This is a genomic window from Streptomyces sp. NPDC060000 (assembly GCF_042737375.1).
GTDB lineage: Bacteria > Actinomycetota > Actinomycetes > Streptomycetales > Streptomycetaceae > Streptomyces.
The window spans coordinates 1-18,523 of record NZ_JBHWUU010000049.1; the positions used below are offsets into that span (position 1 = coordinate 1).

The window sequence follows — 18,523 nt, forward strand, 5'->3', positions numbered from 1 at the left end:
GCCCCCCCCCCCCCCCCCGCCCGCGCCCCCGGTTTCGGCCCGCCCCGTGCCTTCCGGGCGGGGGGCGCCCCCCCCCCCGCCTGTGGACGGGCGCCCGCTTCCGTTCGCGTCCCGCCGGGCGCTCCCGCCGGACCGATGGCTCAGCCGAAGCGGCCCGCCACGTAGTCCGCCGTGCGCCGGTCCTTCGGACTGCCGAAGACGTGCTGGGATGCCTGCGTGTCACGCATCGAGACGCGCCCGACATGGTGCTGACCACCGCCATGCACGCCGAGCGCAGCGAGGAGAACCTGACCACCGCGTCCCGGCTGTTCCTTGCCCTGATGAAGCAGGACGGTGGTGCCAGGTCGCTTCTGCTCGCGCTGCCCGAGGTGTTCCCGTGGGTGCGTCACCTGGACGACGAAGAAGTCCGGGAATTCACAGTCGAGCTCCTGGATGCACTGTCCGACGCCGCTGAGCTGGGCGCCAGGGAGGCCGTGCACCGGGCGATCGTCTCATGGCGGGCAACCGCCCGCATCAACGCCGACCCTGACCAGCTCAGGGAAGCACTCCGTCCGCTTGGTGACGTGGACCTCGGCCCGGTCGAGGTGCACGGGTGAGCCCGAAGAAAGGCGACCGGGTCATCGTCCCCCCGCTGAGCGGCTGGAACGTCGTCCACGGAACGACGGAGGCCGCGACCGGTTGGGAGGAGTTGTGCCGGGTGGCGTTGCCGAACGCGCATCGCTGCCTGGAAGCCCTTCGCACGGACCCGCTGTCGCGGGCCAACTGGAACCGTCAGCACCAGCTTCGCGGCAGGCACGCCACCAGGGAATGGAAGGGCTCCGCCCTGGAACAGCGGGAGTACGAGATCACGAGTGGTGGCAGGGTGCGATACCTGGTCAGCCCGGAGACCTCGACCGTCATCCTCGCCTACGCATCGACCAGTCATCCCAAAGACACCGAGTAATCGGTGCTTGAGGAACGGCCCGGCTTCCCTGAGCGAGAGCGGATGCCGGGTCGTTCGTCCGCAGTGGCCGTCCGGCGCGCTCTCAGGCGGCGAGCCGTTTGAGGCGGGCCACGGCCTCGTCCAGAACGTTGGTCCGCTTGCAGAACGCGAAGCGGACGTACGGCGCCCCCGCGTCCTTGTGGTCGTAGAAGACCGCGTTGGGGATGGCGACGACGCCCGCGCGTTCGGGGAGGGAGCGGCAGAAGGCGATGCCGTCGCTCTCGCCGAGGGGCCGGATGTCGGCGGTGACGAAGTACGTGCCGGCCGGGCGGAAGACCGAGAAGCCCGCGTCCGTGAGCCCCGCCGTCAGCAGGTCGCGCTTGGCCAGCATGTCCGCGCCAAAGGCGTCGAAGTAGGTGTCGGGCAGGGCCAGGGCCTCGGCGACCGCGTACTGGAACGGGCCGGACGACACGTACGTCAGGAACTGCTTGGCCGAGCGCACCGCCGTGACCAGTCCGGGCGCCGCCGTGACCCAGCCGACCTTCCAGCCGGTGAACGAGAACGTCTTGCCCGCGCTGCCGATCGTGACCGTCCGCTCCCGCATCCCGGGCAGCGTCGCCAGCGGCACGTGCTCGGCCTCGTCGAAGACCAGGTGCTCGTACACCTCGTCCGTCACGACGAGCAGGTCCCGCTCCACCGCCAGCTCGGCGATCGCCGTCAGCTCCTCGCGGGTGAGGACCGTGCCGGTCGGGTTGTGCGGGGTGTTGATCAGCAGCAGCCGGGTGCGCTCGGTGACCGCGTCGCGCAGTTCGTCCAGGTCGAGGCGGAAGCGGGCCTGCCCGGGGTCCGGGCGCAGGGTGACGGGCACCCGTGTGGCGCCCGCCATCGCGATGCAGGCCGCGTAGGAGTCGTAGTACGGCTCGAGGGCGACGACCTCGTCACCGGGCTCCAGCAGCGCGAGGAGGGTGGCGGCGATGGCCTCCGTGGCGCCCGCGGTGACCAGGACCTCGGTGTCCGGGTCGAAGGAGAGGCCGTAGCGGCGGTACTGGTGAGCGGTGATCGCCGTGCGCAGCTCGGGGACACCGGGGCCCGGCGGGTACTGGTTGCCGCGCCCGTCCCGCAGCGCCCGCACGGCCGCCTCGCGGACCTCCTCGGGACCGTCGGTGTCGGGGAAACCCTGCCCCAGGTTGATCGAGCCGGTCGCCGCGGCCAGGGCGGACATCTCGGCGAAGATCGTCGTCCCGAACTCGGCGAGGCGGCTGTTGAGGAAGGGGCGCGCGGTGGAGGTCATACCCGTCATCCTGCGCCGAAGCTCTGGAGTTCCTCAACTCTGCTTTGGCAGCTGAGACAGGCGGGCATCCCCCGTTCACGCGGCGCTCGGGCACCGCGCGAAGCGCCCACGGGGGGCCGCTTCGGGGGACACGGAAGGAGGGTGACGCCATGTTCTTGGGCATCATCCTGGCGGTGATCGGAATCGTTTTCGTGGCGGCCATGCTGGCCAACGCCCGCAGGAACAGCGCCGCGCGGTCGTACCGCGGCGGCCGGTCGCGCAGGTACGGCGGCGGCAGCGCCGCCGGTGGTGGCGCCGGCTGGTGGGCCGGTGGCGACAGCGGGTCCGGCGGCGGCCACGGCGGGCATCACGGAGGAGGCCACTCCTGCGGCGGGGGATCGTCCTGCGGCGGAGGGTCGTCCTGCGGGGGCGGGTCGTCCTGCGGCGGAGGCGGCGGATGCGGCGGAGGCAGCTGACACGGGGCAGCTGAGCTCCCCGCGGGGGGAGCCGCATCCGGACCGCGGGGCCCGGCCTGACCACGGGCTCCGCGGTCGCACCACGCGGAGCGGCCGAACTCCCTACCCGCCATCGCGCCTTTCATGTGGGGCGCGCGGAAGCACGTCTGGGCCGCTTGGGGCACGTCCTGGATGAACAATTGAGCTGTGGACCCCCCGGGGGATGGAAACCCCACGAACTTGGGTAAAAACGCTGTGGAGCCACCGCAGTTCATGATTCCCTCTAAACCACCAACGCAGACCCTCGGACCCCGCGGGAGTCCCCAGCGGACGACCTACCCAGACCGGGCTGACCGGGGCCGTTCTCCCGGCTTCGACCGGGATGCGCCGGACCTACCCCCTCCTCTTTGCGTCTCCGCGGAGCCGATCCATGCTCACGACCCTGAACACCTCCTACAGCGACACGCGCGCGGCCGATCTCGCCTGGGCCCTGGGGCGTGAGCCGCTGCCCGCCCTCGCCACGCTCGACCTCGAACTGTCGGGTGCCAGAATGCAGTTGAGACTGCTCGGCGCATCGCACCAGGTGCTGCTTGAGGAGGAGCAGGGCTGCTGTTCGGAGACGGTGGCCTGCATCCCCGGCAGCAGCACCCCGCTCCCGCTCGGCGTCGCCAAGCGCGTCGGCGACTGGGAGTACGAGTTCGCGGCCCGCGTCGAGGTGCTCTCGCCCGGCCGGTTCGCGGGCCGCGCGCAGGAACTCCTGGCCCTCGTCTCCGAGCATCCGCACGGTCTCGCCGGCGTCTTCCCCGGCAGTCCGCACGCCTTCACGGCCCTGCTCGCCCATCGCAGCGACGGTCAGGTGCACTGGCGCACCTGGCACGCGTACCCGCAGGACGGGCAGCTGGTGGCGACCAGGACGAGGGTGGGTGTGCGCGCACGGACGGGCGAGGCCGGCCTGTCCGGCCTGTCCGCGAGTGCTTCCGCCGGGGGAGTCTGAGGCTGCGGCGGCTCAAACGTCCGGATGCACACGCCCTTGGATTACACACGTGTGGGTGACGAAGGGCACCGGTTCCGTCACGTAACGTCGCAGTTGTGATCGAACCGCACGCGACGGCCATGCCCCGTGTCCGGCCGGACGGGGAGTCACCCCGGCACGGGCCGGCGAGGCTCCCCGTCCGGCCGGACACCGGGCGGTTCCTGGTCCTCGCGTGCGTCTTCGTCTGCGCGGCCTGCGGGCTCGTCTACGAACTGGAACTCGTCGCCTTCGCCTCCTCCCTCCTGGGCGACTCCGTCACCCAGGCCTCCGTCGTGCTGTCCGTGATGGTCTTCGCGATGGGCATCGGCTCCCTCGCCGCCAAACGGCTGCGCCGGTTCGCCGCGGCCGGCTTCGGCGCGCTGGAGGCGACCCTCGCCCTGGTCGGCGGATGCAGCGCCATGGCGCTGTACGCGGTGTTCGCCTGGACGGGCGACTGGGGCGGTCTGTGGGCCGACGGCCCCCGCGTCCTCCTCGTCGCGTTCTCCCTCGCCATCGGTCTGCTCATCGGCGCCGAGGTCCCCCTCCTGATGGAGCTCATCCAGCGCATCCGCCGCCAGGACGCGGGCGGCGCGGTGGCCGACCTGTTCGCCGCGGACTACGTGGGCGCGCTGGTGGGCGGCCTCGCCTTCCCGTTCCTGCTGCTGCCGTTTCTGGGCCAGCTGACCAGTTCCCTGCTGACCGGCGGGGTCAATGTCCTGGCCGGGGCCGCGCTGGTCCTGGGGCTCTTCCGCCGCGACCTCAGCTGCCGGGCCCGCTGCCTCCTGCTCGTCGCCAACATCACCGTCCTCGGCGTCCTCGCCTCCGCCGCCGTCCTCGTCGACGACTTCGAGCGGGCGGCCCGGCAGGCGGTGTACGGCGAGGACGTGCGCGTGGCGGTGCGGACCGGCGTCCAGGAGATCGTCCTGACCGGCGGCACCGACGGCCATCCGCTCGGCCTCTACCTGGACGGCCGTCTGCGCTTCGCGGGCCACGACGAACGGCGGTATCACGAAGCCCTGGTGCATCCCGCGATGAGCGGCCCGCACGCGCGCGTGCTGATCCTCGGCGGCGGTGACGGCCTGGCCGCCCGCGAGGCCCTCGGTCACCCCGGCGTCCGCCGCGTGGACGTCGTCGCACTCGACCCCGGCCTGGTCCGGCTGGCCCGCACCGACCCGGCCCTGTCCCGCCTCAACGGTCACGCCTATGGCGACCCGCGCGTCCACGTCGCCACGCAGGAGGCCTTCCGGTGGCTGCGCGGGGCCCCTGCGGCGACGTACGACGTGGTCGTCGCGGATCTGCCCGACCCCGGCATCACGGCGAGCACGAAGCTCTACTCCCAGGAGTTCTACGGCCTCGCCCGCCGCGCCCTCGCCCCCGGCGGCCGCCTCGTCGTGCACGCCGGACCGGTCGTCACCCGGGCGCGCGTGTTCTGGACGGTCGAGGCGACGATGCGCGCGGCGGGCCTGCACACCGCCCCCTACCGCGTGGACGGCCGCGAAACCGGCCTCACCGCGGGACCCGACCGTACCGCCGACACCTCCCGGGCGCCCCGGGACTGGGGGTTCGTCCTGGCCACCGCCGACACCCGCCCGCCGCTGTGCCTCGACCGGCAGGAGCCCGCACGGCGCACCCTGACCCAGGCCGAGCTGACCGCGGACGCGCAAGCGGCGGAGGGAACCCGGGTCGAGGGAGTCCGGGCTTCGACACTGGTGCATCCGCGGTACTGAGCGGCGGTACGGGCGGTACCGGGCGGTGCCGCCGGTCAGTACCGGGCGGTCTGAGGGGTGGTACCGGGGTGGTGCCGGCTGCGCCGCCTGCGGGCAGTGCACCGGTCCGCACGTCTGGCCGCCGCTCCGGAACTGGCCCCGCACCCCTGGGAGGCAAGAGGCACCGGTGTCCTGTGACAGCGAAGTCGGACCGATTGTCACTGAAGATGGAGCAGCGGCCTTTTGTGACGGTGAGGATGGGCCGCAGGTCTAGAGGATCGGTCAGCACTACCTCGAGTGCCGGGGAGCTACGAGCGGTCAGGATCACTTGGCAAACGGTCGAGATCGCCTGTCGGAGGACCGCCGACCAGGGCAGCGATGGAGAACCGCGGCGCGAGGTCCGAATGAGCGGGCGGACCGCGCCCATCCCGGTAACGTTCCGTGTGCAAACGCACACTTAGCGCAAGGAGCGTCTCATGCAGTCCAGGCACGGAGCGGTCAGCTCTCCCCCTTCCCGAGCCCACCTCTACCTGGAGGACTGGCAGGCCAACGGCCTGGAGGCCGGCAAGTTCTTCCCTCAGACGCAGGCGGGCCTGTCCGATCCCTTCGCCCCGAGCGACGTGGTCAACGCCCAGCCGCCAGAGGACAGGCGGATCGCCAGCGCCGGGAAGGACTTCGCGGCCTCCCTGGACGAGGTTGGCCGCGACTGGAAGAAGCACCCGGTCACCTCCGGCCAGAACCTGGAGATCACCTGGGGGTTCCACGCGGAACACAAGACCCGCCGCTTCAACTACTTCCTCACCAAGAACGACTGGGACCCGAAGCAGGCCCTGACCCGCGCCCAGTTCGAGACCAAGCCCTTCCACAGCGTCCAGCTGACCGAACAGCCCTACTGGGAGTACCCGCTCGCCACGGGCAACCCCACCACCCACACCATGCGTCTGCCCGAGCGCCGCGTCGGCCACCACGTCCTGCTCGCCGTCTGGGAGGTCGCCGACACCGGCCAAGCCTTCTACCAGGTCATCGACCTCCAATACACATAGAACGACCGCGCTCCACGGCGCGACCGTGTGCCGGCCCCGCAACAACGGCAGGGCCGGCACACCCCGTTCACGGCCACAAACGGCCGGTGGTCCAAGTTCGGTGGCAATCGGTCCAGCTCCGCTGCCACCGGACAACCGGCCGCCTGTCACGTTCACCGTGCGTCACATCCCGTTGAGGCGTAGGAGCCTCCCGAGCACCCATACAGCGCCCCCGGACCACCAGTTGGTCCGGGGGCGCTGCTGCATCCCGCTGCACGGTGCAGCAAGAGGGCGGTGGGCGGTGCTGCTCGGTGGTCGAAACAAGGGGTTCGGGGCGCCGGAGGGCGTGGGCACTGGGAGGCCGGCACCCGGGCGGCACACGGGTGCTGCTCGAGCAGCAGATAGCGTGCTGCAACGCAGCAGCGCCGTGCAGCGACCAGTCGTTTCGGCCTGCTGCCCGGCGCTGCTACACGAGATCAACTGCTGCCGGTGACCCGTCGGCGGCCTCCATGACGCGCTCGGAGGCGGCGTCGAAGACGCTCGCGAACCCCTCATGGACACCGGCGGCCTTGAGGGCCTGGACGATGTCGTCGTGGTCGGTGCCGCGGCGCCGGACGGCGTCGGCGAGCAGGTTGAGTGCCGCGGCCGCGGCCGGGGCGAGGACGGCCGGGTCCTCGCCCGGCGGTGCCCATTCCCGGTTTCGCCGGGTGCTTTCCGGTGACCGCTGGGTAGGCTCCGCTGTCATGGAGCAAGAGGTGTTCGTTCCGGTTCCGGCCGAGCGGTTGAGGGCGGCCCTCGCGGATCCCGCGCAGGTGGCCCGGGCGGTCCCCGGCCTTCAGCAGGACGCCGGCACCGAGCCCGTCGCCGGGCGGCTGAAGGTGCGTGTCGGCGGCCACACCATCACGTACCGGGGCACCGTACGGGTCTCCCGGCGCGAGGACGGTGCGTACGCCGTGGAGGGCGACGCGAGCGAGGCACGCGGCAGCGGCGGGGTGAAACTGGCCCTCACGCTGCGGCTGCGGGAGGCCGACGCGGGCTCGACGCTCCACTTCGAGGGGACGGCGTCGGCGGACGGCCGGATCACGGAGCTGCCGTCGGAGGCGGTGGACTCGGCGGTCGCCCGGCTCCTGAACCGCTTCGCCGCGAACCTGGCGGCGACCGTTCCGCAGGAGACGGCGGAAGCAGCGGAATCCGCGGAATCCGTGCCGGAGGAGGCCCCGGCCGCGCGTGCGCAGACCGCCGATGACGTGGACGCCACCGACGACGCCGACGATGTCGACGATGTGGATGACGTGGATGACGTGGACGGATCGCCGGCCTCCGCGACCGTCTTCGAGGCGGAGGTGCCCCCCGCCGGGCTCGAGGACCTCACCGGGCCCGGAGAGCCGCCCGCGGAGGCCGCGCACGCGCGCCGGACGATGATCGGGCGCAGCGCCGAGGAGGTGGACCACGCCCCGCCGCGCGGCCGCTACGCGCCGGTCCCGGCCCCGCAGACCCTCGTACCGAACAGCACACTGCGGTGGGCCGCTCCGGCGGCCGCGCTGGTGGTGGCGTCGGCGATCGTGGTGGGCAGGGCACTGCGCCGACGCGGCTGAGCCGAAGAACAGGCGCGGCGAAAACCGGTTGGGCGGACGGCGTCCGGCCGGTAGTGTGCGCAAGACCGTGCTGTCGGGCGAGGAGGTGAGACCCATGAACGCTGTATCCGTATGGGTGCTCCCCCTTTCCGTCACGGCCGGGCGACCGACGTAGGTGTCGCCGGGAGCGCCTCGACAACCAGGCGATCCCGAAAGGCAACACCTCATGCACGCACTGCACTTCACGTCGGACACGACGAGCACGACCAACCCCGTGGACGCGACGGACGCGCCGAAGAACCCGACAGACGCGACGGACGCGACGTCCGGCGGTGTCCGCGAACGAGAGTTCACCATCGGTGAGGTCACCGGCGTACTCCGCTCGCCCGCGTCCGGTACCGGACGCGCACCCCTGGTGCTGCTGGGGCACGGCGGCGGCACAGACAGGAACGCGCCGGCGATGGTCGGCCGCGCCCGCCCCCTCGTGACCCGCTGCGGTTTCCATGTGGCCACCATCGACGCGCCCGGTCACGGCGGCCGGCCGCGCACGGCGCGCGACGAGCGGGAGATCGCCGTGATGCAAGAGGCCATGGCGGCGGGCGAACCGGTCGGCCCGATCGTCGTCCGGTACAACGCCCATCTCGCGGAGCGTGCCGTGCCGGAGTGGCGGGCGACCCTGGACGCCCTTCAGCAACTGCCGGAGATCGGCGACGAAGGGCCGGTCGGGTACTACGGCCTGAACATGGGCACCGCGATCGGGGTGCCGCTGACGGCGGTCGAACCCAGGATCACCGCCGCGGTCTTCGGCCAGTTCTGGCCGGAGTCCCTGGTCGAGACGGCGAAGCGGATCACCGTCCCGGTCGAGTTCGCGCTCCAGTGGGACGACGAGCACATCCCGCGCGAAGCCGGTCTCGCCCTGTTCGACGCCTTCGCCTCGAAGGAGAAGACGCTGCACGCCAACGCCGGCAGGCACAAGGAACTCCCCAGGTTCGAGGCGGACAGCGCGGCCCGGTTCTTCGCCAGGCATCTCGGCCGGTCCGCCACCGCACCGGTCTGATCGTCCCAGTAGGGTCGTCCCGTGAGTGACGAAGACATCACGCTGACCGCGGGCGACGCGGAGGTGACCGTGCAGCCGGGCAACGGCGGCCGGGTCGGAGGGCTGCGCGTCGGCGGCCTCGAACTGCTGCGCCAGGGGGAACGCTTCGGCTGCTTCCCGATGGTCCCCTGGTGCGGCAGGATCCGCGACGGCCGCTTCCGGGACGGCGGAGCCGTTCACCAGATGCCGCTCAACGCCGCGCCGAACGCCATCCACGGCACCGCCCGGGACGGTGCCTGGAAGGTGGCGCGGCGCTCGGCGGGCGAGGCCGTGCTGACGTACGAGCTGGTGGCGCCCTGGCCCTTCGCCGGCCTGGTCACCCAGGTGTTCACGCTGACCGGGGACGACCTGACCCTCGCGATGTCCGTCGAGACGTACGACTCGTCCTTCCCGGCGCAGATCGGCTGGCACCCCTGGTTCAACCGGAACCTGGGCGGCCAGGAGGGCCAGGAGGGCCAGGACGTGCGGGTCTCCTTCGAGCCGGGGTGGCAGGAGGAGCGCGGCGACGACCATCTGCCGACCGGCAACCGCGTCGCGCCGAAGCCCGGCCCCTGGGACGACTGCTTCGGCATGCCGGGCGGTGTCGACGTCGGCCTCACCTGGCCCGGCCGGCTGAAGCTGAGGGTGACCAGCCCCGAGGAGTGGGTCGTCGTCTACGACGAGCAGGAGGCGGCCGTGTGCGTGGAGCCGCAGACCGGCCCGCCCAACGGCCTGAACACGCTTCCGCGTCTGGTCACACCCCTGGAGCCGCTGGAGGCCACGACCACCTGGCGCTGGACGCGGCTCTGAGCTTCGGCCCGGATTTCCCCTCCGGGCCACGCCTCTAAGCTGAGGGGCATGACGGACGTGGATGTACGCGGCACGCTGCTGCAGCAGATCAAGGACAAGGCCGTGGTGCACGGCAAGGTGACCCTGTCGTCGGGTCTGGAGGCGGACTGCTACGTCGACCTCCGCCGCATCACCCTCGACGGGGAGGCCGCTCCGCTGGTCGGGCAGGTGCTGCTCGACCTGACCGCCGAACTCGACTTCGACGCGGTGGGCGGTCTGACCATGGGCGCCGACCCGGTGGCCGGCGCCATGCTGCACGCGGCCGCCGCGCGAGGCCGACGGCTGGACGCCTTCGTCGTGCGCAAGGCGGCGAAGGCGCACGGGCTCCAGCGGCGGGTCGAGGGCCCTGAGATCAAGGGCCGGCGCGTCCTGGTCGTCGAGGACACCTCCACCACCGGCGGTTCGCCGCTCGCCGCCGTGGAGGCCGTGCGTGAGGCGGGCGGCGAGGTCGTGGCCGTGGCGACGATCGTGGACCGGGCGACCGGCGCCGACGAGAAGATCCGCGAGGGCGCGGGCGTGCCGTACCTGTTCGCCTTCTCGAAGGATGAACTGGGTCTGGACTGACGGGCCGCTTTTGACCTGCACTGTGACCTGCACCTGACCTGCACCTGACCGGCGCGTGGACCAGGCGTGGACCAGTCGTGGACCATTCGCCCAGGTCTGGAAAGATGGGACCGACGATGACGTCGCACCCCAGGTCTAGGTCAGGGCCGTAGTACGCAGATCGACAGATCGCCAACCCGCAGACACCAAGGAGCGGACAGATGCCCATCGCAACCCCCGAGGTCTACAACGAGATGCTCGACCGGGCGAAGGCAGGCAAGTTCGCCTACCCGGCCATCAACGTGACCTCGAGCCAGACCCTGCACGCGGCACTGCGCGGCTTCGCGGAGGCGGAGAGCGACGGCATCATCCAGATCACGACGGGTGGCGCCGAGTTCGCGGGCGGCCAGTACAGCAAGGACATGGTGTCGGGGTCGCTGGCCCTCGCCGAGTTCGCGCACATCGTCGCCGAGAAGTACCCGGTCACCGTCGCGCTGCACACGGACCACTGCCCGAAGGACAAGCTGGACGGGTTCGTCCGTCCGCTGCTCGCGATCTCCGAGGAGCGGGTGAAGGCCGGCCGCAACCCGCTCTTCCAGTCCCACATGTGGGACGGCTCGGCCGAGACCCTCGCCGACAACCTCGCCGTCGCGCAGGAGCTGCTCGTCCGCACCGCCGCCGCGAAGATCATCCTCGAGGTGGAGATCACCCCGACGGGCGGCGAGGAGGACGGCGTCTCGCACGAGATCAACGACTCGCTGTACACGACGGTCGACGACGCGGTGCGTACCGTCGAGGCGCTGGGCCTGGGCGAGAAGGGCCGCTACCTGCTGGCCGCGTCCTTCGGCAACGTCCACGGCGTGTACAAGCCGGGCAACGTCGTGCTCCGCCCCGACCTGCTCAAGGAGCTGAACGAGGGCATCGCCGCGAAGTACGGCAAGCCGGCCGGCTCCCAGCCGTTCGACTTCGTCTTCCACGGCGGCTCCGGCTCCAGCCCGGAGGAGATCGCGACCGCGCTGGAGAACGGCGTCGTCAAGATGAACATCGACACGGACACGCAGTACGCCTTCACGCGTCCCGTCGCCGACCACATGTTCCGCAACTACGACGGCGTCCTGAAGGTCGACGGCGAGGTCGGCTCCAAGAAGACCTACGACCCGCGGACCTGGGGCAAGCTGGCCGAGGCAGGCATGGCCGCGCGCGTCACCGAGGCCACGCAGCACCTGCGCTCGGCGGGCCAGAAGATCAAGTAACCCCTGAAGGCACCTCTGGGTCCCCCGGAGGTACTACGGGTACGGGTGAGCCCGGCGTCTGTCTACGGCGCCGGGCTCGCTGTATACCTGGGGGCATGCCCGATGTCCGGCTGGCCTCCCCCCAGGGCAAGTGGATCCTGCTCACCACCGTGCTCGGCTCCAGCATGGCCATGCTGGACTCGACCGTCGTCAACGTCGCCCTCCCGCGCATCGGCCGCGACCTGGACGCCGACCTGGCCGCCCTGCAGTGGACCGTCAACGCGTATCTGCTGACCCTGGCCGGGCTGATCCTGCTCGGCGGCTCCCTGGGGGACCACTACGGGCGGCGCAAGGTGTTCGTGATCGGGGTGGTGTGGTTCGCCGCCGCCTCGCTGCTGTGCGGGATCGCCCCGAACGCGGGGGTGCTGGTCGCCGCGCGGGCGTTGCAGGGGGTCGGCGGCGCACTGCTCACGCCGGGCTCCCTCGCGCTCATCCAGGCCTCCTTCCACGCCGACGACCGGGGGCGGGCGGTGGGTCTGTGGTCCGGGTTCGGTGGCATCGGGGCGGCCGTGGGGCCGTTCCTGGGCGGCTGGCTGGTGGACGGTCCTGGCTGGCGGTGGGTGTTCCTGCTGAACGTGCCGCTGGCGGTGGTGTGCGTGCCGGTGGCACTCCGGCACGTGCCGGAGTCGGACGGACGGCCCTCGCGTTCCGGAGCGACCGGGATCGCGACCGGGATCGCGACCGGGAGTGCTGCCGAGAGCGCCGTCGGGACCGCGAAGGACCGTCCGCACGCGCGTTTCGACGTGCTGGGCGCCTTCCTGGGCGCGCTGGCGCTCGCCCTCGTCACGTATGCGCTGATCGAGGCCCCGAGCGGGTCCGTAGGGGTGGTCTCGGGGGCGGCGGTCGCGGGACTCGCGGCCGGGGTCGCCTTCGTGGCGGTGGAGCGCCGTCACCCGGACCCGATGCTGCCGCTCGACATCTTCGCGTCCCGCCAGTTCACGGCCGTCAACCTGGTCACCCTGTGTGTGTACGCGGCCTTCGGTGGCTTCTTCTTCCTGTCCGCGGTCCAGCTCCAGGTCGCGGTCGGCTGGTCCGCCCTCGGCGCCGGTACGGCGCTGCTGCCGACCACCGTGCTGATGCTGCTGCTGTCCGCCCGCTCCGGCGAACTGGCCGAGCGCATCGGGCCGCGGATCCCGCTCACCGTCGGCCCGCTGCTGTGCGCCGCCGGGATGCTCCTGATGCTGCGCGTCGGGCCCGGCGCGTCCTACGCCGCCGACGTCCTGCCCGCCGTCCTGGTCCTGGGCTGCGGCATGGTCACGCTGGTCGCCCCGCTCACCGCGACCGTCCTGGCCTCCGTGGACGTCTCCCGGGCCGGTGTGGCCAGCGGCGTCAACAACGCGGCGGCCCGCGCGGCCGGTCTCGTGGCCGTGGCCGCGCTGCCGCTGCTGACCGGCATGAGCGCGGAGGCGTACCGCTCGGCCACCGCCTTCGACGAGGCCTTCGGACGGGCGATGGTGCTGTGCGCGGGGGTGCTCGTGGTGGGCGCGGTGGTCGCCTTCACGACGGTCCGCCGCCCGGCCCCGGACTGCCGCAGGCCGGAGTGCAGGACGCACGGGAGTGTGCTGGCGCCACCGCTGGAGGGCGAGCGCGCGAAGGGGCGCCTGTCCCTGGGCGACGGCTGACCCCGATCCGGGCGTCGCCCGGGCCGGGCGGGCCCGCTGGCCCGTGGATGGCGCAGACTGGACGCATGTCCATTCACGGAAACCTCCTCGGGGGACCGCCCCCGACCCACCTCCCCGACGACCCCGAGCCGCGCGAGCTGCTCGCGAACGGCACGGCGCCCGCCGACGTCGCCGCGAAGTACCCGACGTCCTCGCTGGCCTGGGCCCAGCTCGCCGACGACGCGTTCGAGCGGGGCAGCGTGGTGGAGTCGTACGCCTACGCCCGCACCGGATACCACCGCGGCCTGGACAGCCTGCGCCGCAACGGCTGGAAGGGCCACGGCCCGGTGCCCTGGGAGCACGAGCCGAACCGCGGCTTTCTGCGCGCCCTGCACGGCCTCGCCCGTGCCGCGCAGGCCATCGGTGAGCAGGAGGAGTGGGAGCGCTGCTCACAGTTCCTGAAGGACTCCTCGCCCGCGGCGGCCCAGACCCTGGGATAGCCGTTCACCTGCGTGTTGTTCCGAGGCCCGTCTGGTGTGACCCAGGCGGGCCTTGCGCTCAACGGTCGGCATTGCGCACTATGTGCCGGTGGGGACCGGGGCCCCCGTGTCGGTAACGGCAGGGGCGGACCGCTACCCGGAGTACAACAGGAGACAGCGATGTCCCAGCAGGCTCAGCCCTTCGAGGCTTCGGAGCCCGAGACCCCGCATCTCGACTTCGCAGGTACGACGCCGTACGAGGACTACGTCAAGGCGGACGTGCTCACCCACCTCCAGCACACCCTCTCCGACGACCCCGGAGAGATGGTCTTCCTCGTGACGACCCAGGTGATGGAGCTGTGGTTCACGGTCATCGTGCACGAGTGGGAGACCGCCGCACAGGCACTCCGCCAGGACCGGGTGCCGGTGGCGATCGACGCGCTGAAGCGTTCCGTCCGCGAGCTGGACGCCCTGAACGCGTCCTGGAAGCCGCTCGGGCAGCTGACCCCGGCCCAGTTCAACTCGTACCGCTCCGCGCTCGGCGAGGGCTCCGGTTTCCAGTCGGCGATGTACCGCCGCCTGGAGTTCCTGCTCGGTGACAAGTCCGCGTCCATGCTGGTCCCGCACCGCGGCGCGCCCCGCGTCCACGCGGAACTGGAGAAGGCGCTGCACGAGCCGAGCCTGTACGACGAGGTGCTGCGGCTGCTGGCCCGGCGCGGTCACGCGGTCCCGTCGTCCGTCGTCGAGCGTGACGTCTCGCGGCGCTACGAGCCCTCGGCGGAGGTCGAGGCGGTCTGGACGGCCGTGTACTCGGGTGACGGGGGTGACGAGATCGCGCGCCTCGGCGAGGCGCTGACGGACGTCGCCGAGCTGGTGTGGCGCTGGCGCAACGACCACCTCGTCGCCACCCGTCGCGCGATGGGCGCGAAGGCGGGCACCGGCGGCTCGGCCGGGGTGGCCTGGCTGGAGAAGCGCGCGCAGAAGAACGTGTTCCCCGAGCTGTGGACGGCCAGGTCCCATGTCTGAGCGCCTCGGCTTCGAGCAACTCGCCTTCAAGGCGAAGGAGTTGGACGGCGGTGACGAGCTGGCGGGCAAGCGTGCCCAGTTCCTCCTCGACGACGGCGTCTACCTCGACGGCAACTCGCTGGGCGCGCTGCCGCGATCCGTCCCCGGGCACGTCGAGGACGTCGTACGGCGCCAGTGGGGCGCGCTGCGGATCCGGTCCTGGGACGAGAGCGGCTGGTGGACGGCGCCCGAGCGGATCGGCGACCGGATCGCCCCGCTGGTGGGTGCGGCGGCCGGGCAGATCGTGGTCGGCGACTCGACGAGCGTCAACGTCTTCAAGGCGCTCGTGGGCGCGGTACGCCTGGTGGACGGCGCCCGGGACGAGATCCTCGTCGACGCGACGACCTTCCCCACGGACGGCTACATCGCCGAGTCCGCGGCCCGCCTCACCGGCCGCACCCTGCGCCCGGTGACGCCGGGCGAGGTGCCGGCGGCGCTGTCGGAGCGTACGGCCGCCGTACTGCTCAACCACGTCGACTACCGCACCGGCCGGCTGCACGATCTGCCGTCCCTCACCGCCGCCGTGCGCGCGGCGGGCGCGGTCGCCGTCTGGGACCTCTGCCACAGCGCGGGCGCCCTGCCCGTCGGTCTCGACGAGCACGGCGTGGACCTCGCGGTCGGCTGCACCTACAAGTACCTGAACGGCGGCCCGGGTTCACCGGCGTACCTGTACGTCCGCAGCGGCCTCCAGGACCGGTTCGACTCACCGCTGCCCGGCTGGAACTCGCACGCCGAGCCCTTCGGCATGCGGGAGACGTACGAGCCGGCGACCGGTGCGCGGCGCGGGCGGGTCGGCACCCCGGACATCCTGTCGATGCTCGCGCTGGAGGCGGCACTCGAGGTCTGGGACGGGGTCCCGGTCGAGGCGGTGCGCGCGAAGTCGCTGGCCCTGACGGACTTCTTCCTGGAATGCGTCGCCGCGTACGTCCCCGGGGGACGGGTCGAGTCGCTGACTCCGGTGCGTCACGAGGAGCGCGGCAGCCAGGTGGCGCTGCGCTGCGAGGATGCCGGCGAGGTCATGAAACGGCTGATCGGACGGGGGGTCGTCGGCGACTTCCGCAGCCCGGACGTCCTCCGCTTCGGCTTCACCCCGCTGTACGTCGGGTTCGCCGACGTGGAGCGGGCGGCACGGGTACTGGCGGAGGAACTGCGCTGAGGTACCGCGCCGCGGAAGCGCCGAGAAAGTGCACCGGGAAAGTGCGCTGACCTGGCGAAGTGACCCGGTCGGCTGAACCGGCCGGGTCTCCTGGGCGTACCTAGGGGTACGCCCAGGGAGTTTCCCGGCGGGCGGACCTGACGGGGTGGCGGAACAGCAGAACCGTTTACCTCTCACCGAGCGTGACATCCGCGTGTCCGCGCACGTCACGGGCCTGATACCGTCCCGGCCAACGGCCGATTTCTCTCCTGGTCCGCCAAATCCTCCCCCAGGCCGAAAGCCTGGGAGGTACCCCCATCGCCGCTGAGAGGTTGGAGCATGCCGGACGACGTTGTCGCAGCCCGGGCCACCGCCGAGGAGGCGTCGGCCTTCGCGCATCCGCCCGTCGAGCCCGACGTCACCGCGGCGTACGGCGATCATCCCGACCAGGTGATCGACTTCTACGTCCCGCGAGCGCGGGTGGGCCCGGGCGGTTCCGTGCCGCTCGTCGTCGTGCTGCACGGCGGAGCCTGGCGGGCGCCGTACGACCGGCGGCACATCACGCCGTTCGCGGACTATCTGGCCCAGCGCGGGTTCGCCGTGGCCAACGTGGAGTACCGGCGGGGCGCCGGGAGCCCGGCCCCGGAGGGGACATCCCCGATCGCGGGGCGCTGGCCGGACACCTTCGACGACATCGCCGCGGCCCTCGACGCGCTCCCCGCCCTCGCCCGGGAGGCCGTGCCGCAGGCCGACGCGCGCCGCACGGTGCTGACCGGTCACTCGGCGGGCGGCCACCTCGCCCTGTGGGCGGCGGCCCGGCATGTGCTGCCCGCCGACGCGCCCTGGCGCACCAGGGATTCGGCCTCGCTCCGGGGCGTTGTCGCGCTGGCCCCGATCGCCGACTTCGAGGTCGCCGGCAAGCTGGACGTGTGCGGCGGAGCGGCCGGTCAACTCCTGGGTCCAGAAGAGCAGTTCGAGGAGCGGCGGCCGTACGCCGACCCGGCGCTGCTGTTGCCGACCGGCGTCGCGACGACCCTGGTCCAGGGCCGTACCGACCTCGTCGTCCCGCAGGCGGTCGCCGAGGCGTACGCGGACGCGGCGGCGAAGGCGGGTGAGGTGGTGGGCCTGACCCTCCTGGAGGATGTCGGCCACTTCCCGCTGATCGACCCGGCAGCGGACGCGTGCGCGGTGGTGGCGGAGGAGATCGCCCAGCTGGCTTGGTGATGCCGGTCCGTGGGTATCCCCCTGCTGGGGGCCCGTGCCTCCCGTAGGTGTGCAGACCTGTCGTACCCGTAGTACCTGAGAGCTACGTCGCAGGAGAGTCCCCCAGCGGGACGCGGACGACGAGCGCCTATCCGTAACTTCCAAGCCAGAAAGGCCCGATGGCGGGCCGTCAGGCGGGGGAGGGGCGGGGATGGCGGAGCTTCGTTTTCGCGAACGGTGGCAGTGGCGGGGGCGGGGGCCGTGGCGCCGTGCGGGGGAAACGCCCCGGGGCCGGCACCGGTTCCGTGCGCTGCTCGCTGTCCTGGTCACCGCCGCTGTGGTGGTCCCCCTCACCGCGGCGGCCCGGCCGGGCATCCCCGCCCCCGATCCCGCCCGCCTCGCCCCGCCGACGGCGGCGACGCTGGATGAGGCGTACGCCGCGAACCGGGCCAACGCCGCCCTGGCGTCCCGGATGGCCGCCGTCCACGGGGACAGCCACCGCGCGGCCTCGGACCGGGCGCTGGCCGCCCCCTCCCGCAGACTTCTCTCCTTCGACGGCCGTGGTTCTGGCCGCGCGGTCGAGGTGTTCGGGGATCTCGCGCACGCCGACCGTGTCGCCGTCCTCGTACCGGGCTCCGACACCTCGCTGGACACCTACGAACGCTTCCGCGCGGGAGCGGCCGCCCTGCACCACCGGCTCGCCCGGCAGGCCGGCGCGTCACGTACGGCGGTGGTGGCCTGGCTCGGCTACACCACGCCCGGCACCATCAGCGGCACCGCGATCACCCCGGACCGTGCCGACGAAGCGGCCCCGGACCTGCGGGAGTTCCTGCGCGGGCTGCGAGCCGTCACCGGACCGGGCTCCCAGGTCACCCTGGTGTGTCACTCGTACGGCTCGGTCGTGTGCGGCCGTGCCGCCCCGCACCTCGACGTGACGGATCTCGTCCTCCTCGGCAGTCCGGGCACGGGCGCGGAGTCGGCGGCGGACCTGCGCACCCGGGCGCGGATCTGGGCGGCCCGGGGCGCCGACGACTGGGTGGCGGACGTCCCGCACGTCAGCGCCGGCCTGTTCGGCACGACGGTCGGCTTCGGCACCGATCCGCTGTCCCCGTCCTTCGGTGCCCACGTCTTCGCGGCGGGCCCCGGCGGCCACAGCGACTACTTCAGGCCGGGCTCGGCGTCCCTGGCCAACATCGCCCGGATCGTCCTCGGCGAGACCTCGGAGGTCAGCGGTGCGTGAGACACGGGAACTTGAGGCACGGGAGCTCGAGACACCGGCGCGTGAGGCACGGGCGCGTGAGGCACGGGAGCTCGAGACAC

Annotated in this window: 19 protein-coding genes; 17 read left to right on the plus strand and 2 right to left on the minus strand. The window is 72.3% G+C overall.

Features of this window, described 5'->3' with window-relative positions; all coding sequences use genetic code 11:
• Positions 1–242: 242 nt before the first annotated feature.
• Both ACFWBB_RS24555 and ACFWBB_RS24560 read left to right on the plus strand, forming a co-directional pair.
• Complete coding sequence (locus ACFWBB_RS24555) at positions 243–596, plus strand: prevent-host-death family protein (protein ID WP_385276355.1); 354 nt, start codon at positions 243–245, stop codon at positions 594–596.
• Positions 593–943, plus strand: a complete 351-nt coding sequence (locus tag ACFWBB_RS24560) for a hypothetical protein (protein WP_385276357.1) — start codon at positions 593–595, stop codon at positions 941–943. The genes ACFWBB_RS24555 and ACFWBB_RS24560 overlap by 4 nt, the downstream gene beginning before the upstream one ends.
• 82 nt (positions 944–1,025) lie before the next feature.
• Here the strand turns inward: ACFWBB_RS24560 and ACFWBB_RS24565 are convergent, their stop codons facing one another.
• Positions 1,026–2,222, minus strand: coding sequence for a pyridoxal phosphate-dependent aminotransferase (locus ACFWBB_RS24565; RefSeq protein ID WP_385276361.1), 1,197 nt, complete (start codon positions 2,220–2,222; stop codon positions 1,026–1,028).
• A 140-nt stretch (positions 2,223–2,362) separates the two neighbouring features.
• Here ACFWBB_RS24565 and ACFWBB_RS24570 point away from each other — a divergent pair, with 140 nt between their 5' ends.
• From ACFWBB_RS24570 to ACFWBB_RS24585, 4 genes are all read left to right on the plus strand, one after another.
• Positions 2,363–2,668 (plus strand): hypothetical protein, encoded by a 306-nt coding sequence (locus ACFWBB_RS24570; RefSeq protein ID WP_385276364.1) that lies wholly within the window; start codon positions 2,363–2,365, stop codon positions 2,666–2,668.
• Between the two features lie 409 nt (positions 2,669–3,077).
• Positions 3,078–3,641 (plus strand): DUF2617 family protein, encoded by a 564-nt coding sequence (locus tag ACFWBB_RS24575; RefSeq protein ID WP_385276367.1) that lies wholly within the window; start codon positions 3,078–3,080, stop codon positions 3,639–3,641.
• 95 nt (positions 3,642–3,736) lie between these two features.
• Complete coding sequence (locus ACFWBB_RS24580; RefSeq protein ID WP_385276370.1) at positions 3,737–5,386, plus strand: polyamine aminopropyltransferase; 1,650 nt, start codon at positions 3,737–3,739, stop codon at positions 5,384–5,386.
• Between the two features lie 455 nt (positions 5,387–5,841).
• Complete coding sequence (locus ACFWBB_RS24585; RefSeq protein WP_385276373.1) at positions 5,842–6,408, plus strand: lytic polysaccharide monooxygenase auxiliary activity family 9 protein; 567 nt, start codon at positions 5,842–5,844, stop codon at positions 6,406–6,408.
• Positions 6,409–6,853: 445 nt separating this feature from the next.
• On the opposite strand, the gene ACFWBB_RS24590 is transcribed toward ACFWBB_RS24585, so the two are convergent.
• Positions 6,854–7,132, minus strand: coding sequence for a hypothetical protein (locus ACFWBB_RS24590; protein ID WP_385276376.1), 279 nt, complete (start codon positions 7,130–7,132; stop codon positions 6,854–6,856).
• Here ACFWBB_RS24590 and ACFWBB_RS24595 point away from each other — a divergent pair.
• The 11 genes from ACFWBB_RS24595 to ACFWBB_RS24645 all read left to right on the plus strand — a co-directional run bounded on the left by ACFWBB_RS24595 (position 7,131) and on the right by ACFWBB_RS24645 (position 18,443).
• The gene (locus ACFWBB_RS24595) at positions 7,131–7,982 is read left to right on the plus strand and encodes an SRPBCC domain-containing protein (protein ID WP_385276379.1); all 852 of its coding nucleotides are present in this window, start codon (positions 7,131–7,133) and stop codon (positions 7,980–7,982) included. The genes ACFWBB_RS24590 and ACFWBB_RS24595 overlap by 2 nt on opposite strands.
• 205 nt (positions 7,983–8,187) lie before the next feature.
• On the plus strand, positions 8,188–9,018 hold the full coding sequence (locus ACFWBB_RS24600; RefSeq protein WP_385276382.1) for an alpha/beta hydrolase family protein: 831 nt from the start codon (positions 8,188–8,190) through the stop codon (positions 9,016–9,018).
• Between the two features lie 21 nt (positions 9,019–9,039).
• Positions 9,040–9,846 carry an aldose 1-epimerase gene (locus tag ACFWBB_RS24605; RefSeq protein WP_385276385.1) on the plus strand — a complete coding sequence of 269 codons (807 nt, stop codon included), beginning with the start codon at positions 9,040–9,042 and terminating at the stop codon, positions 9,844–9,846.
• Positions 9,847–9,894: 48 nt separating this feature from the next.
• On the plus strand, positions 9,895–10,449 hold the full coding sequence (gene pyrE, locus ACFWBB_RS24610; RefSeq protein ID WP_385276388.1) for an orotate phosphoribosyltransferase: 555 nt from the start codon (positions 9,895–9,897) through the stop codon (positions 10,447–10,449).
• A 200-nt stretch (positions 10,450–10,649) separates the two neighbouring features.
• Positions 10,650–11,681: a class II fructose-bisphosphate aldolase gene (fbaA, locus tag ACFWBB_RS24615; RefSeq protein ID WP_385276391.1), complete on the plus strand. Its 1,032-nt coding sequence runs from the start codon at positions 10,650–10,652 to the stop codon at positions 11,679–11,681.
• A 95-nt stretch (positions 11,682–11,776) separates the two neighbouring features.
• Positions 11,777–13,342 carry an MFS transporter gene (locus ACFWBB_RS24620; RefSeq protein ID WP_385276394.1) on the plus strand — a complete coding sequence of 522 codons (1,566 nt, stop codon included), beginning with the start codon at positions 11,777–11,779 and terminating at the stop codon, positions 13,340–13,342.
• Positions 13,343–13,407: 65 nt separating this feature from the next.
• Positions 13,408–13,821: a DUF3151 domain-containing protein gene (locus ACFWBB_RS24625; RefSeq protein ID WP_385276397.1), complete on the plus strand. Its 414-nt coding sequence runs from the start codon at positions 13,408–13,410 to the stop codon at positions 13,819–13,821.
• 159 nt (positions 13,822–13,980) lie between these two features.
• Positions 13,981–14,826 (plus strand): tryptophan 2,3-dioxygenase family protein, encoded by an 846-nt coding sequence (locus ACFWBB_RS24630; RefSeq protein WP_385276400.1) that lies wholly within the window; start codon positions 13,981–13,983, stop codon positions 14,824–14,826.
• The gene (gene kynU / locus ACFWBB_RS24635) at positions 14,819–16,021 is read left to right on the plus strand and encodes a kynureninase (RefSeq protein WP_385276403.1); all 1,203 of its coding nucleotides are present in this window, start codon (positions 14,819–14,821) and stop codon (positions 16,019–16,021) included. The genes ACFWBB_RS24630 and kynU overlap by 8 nt, the downstream gene beginning before the upstream one ends.
• Positions 16,022–16,339: 318 nt before the next feature.
• Positions 16,340–17,224, plus strand: a complete 885-nt coding sequence (locus tag ACFWBB_RS24640; protein WP_385276406.1) for an alpha/beta hydrolase — start codon at positions 16,340–16,342, stop codon at positions 17,222–17,224.
• A gap of 190 nt (positions 17,225–17,414) precedes the next feature.
• A complete protein-coding gene (locus ACFWBB_RS24645; RefSeq protein WP_385276410.1) occupies positions 17,415–18,443 on the plus strand; it encodes an alpha/beta hydrolase in 1,029 nt (342 codons plus the stop codon).
• Positions 18,444–18,523 lie beyond the last annotated feature (80 nt).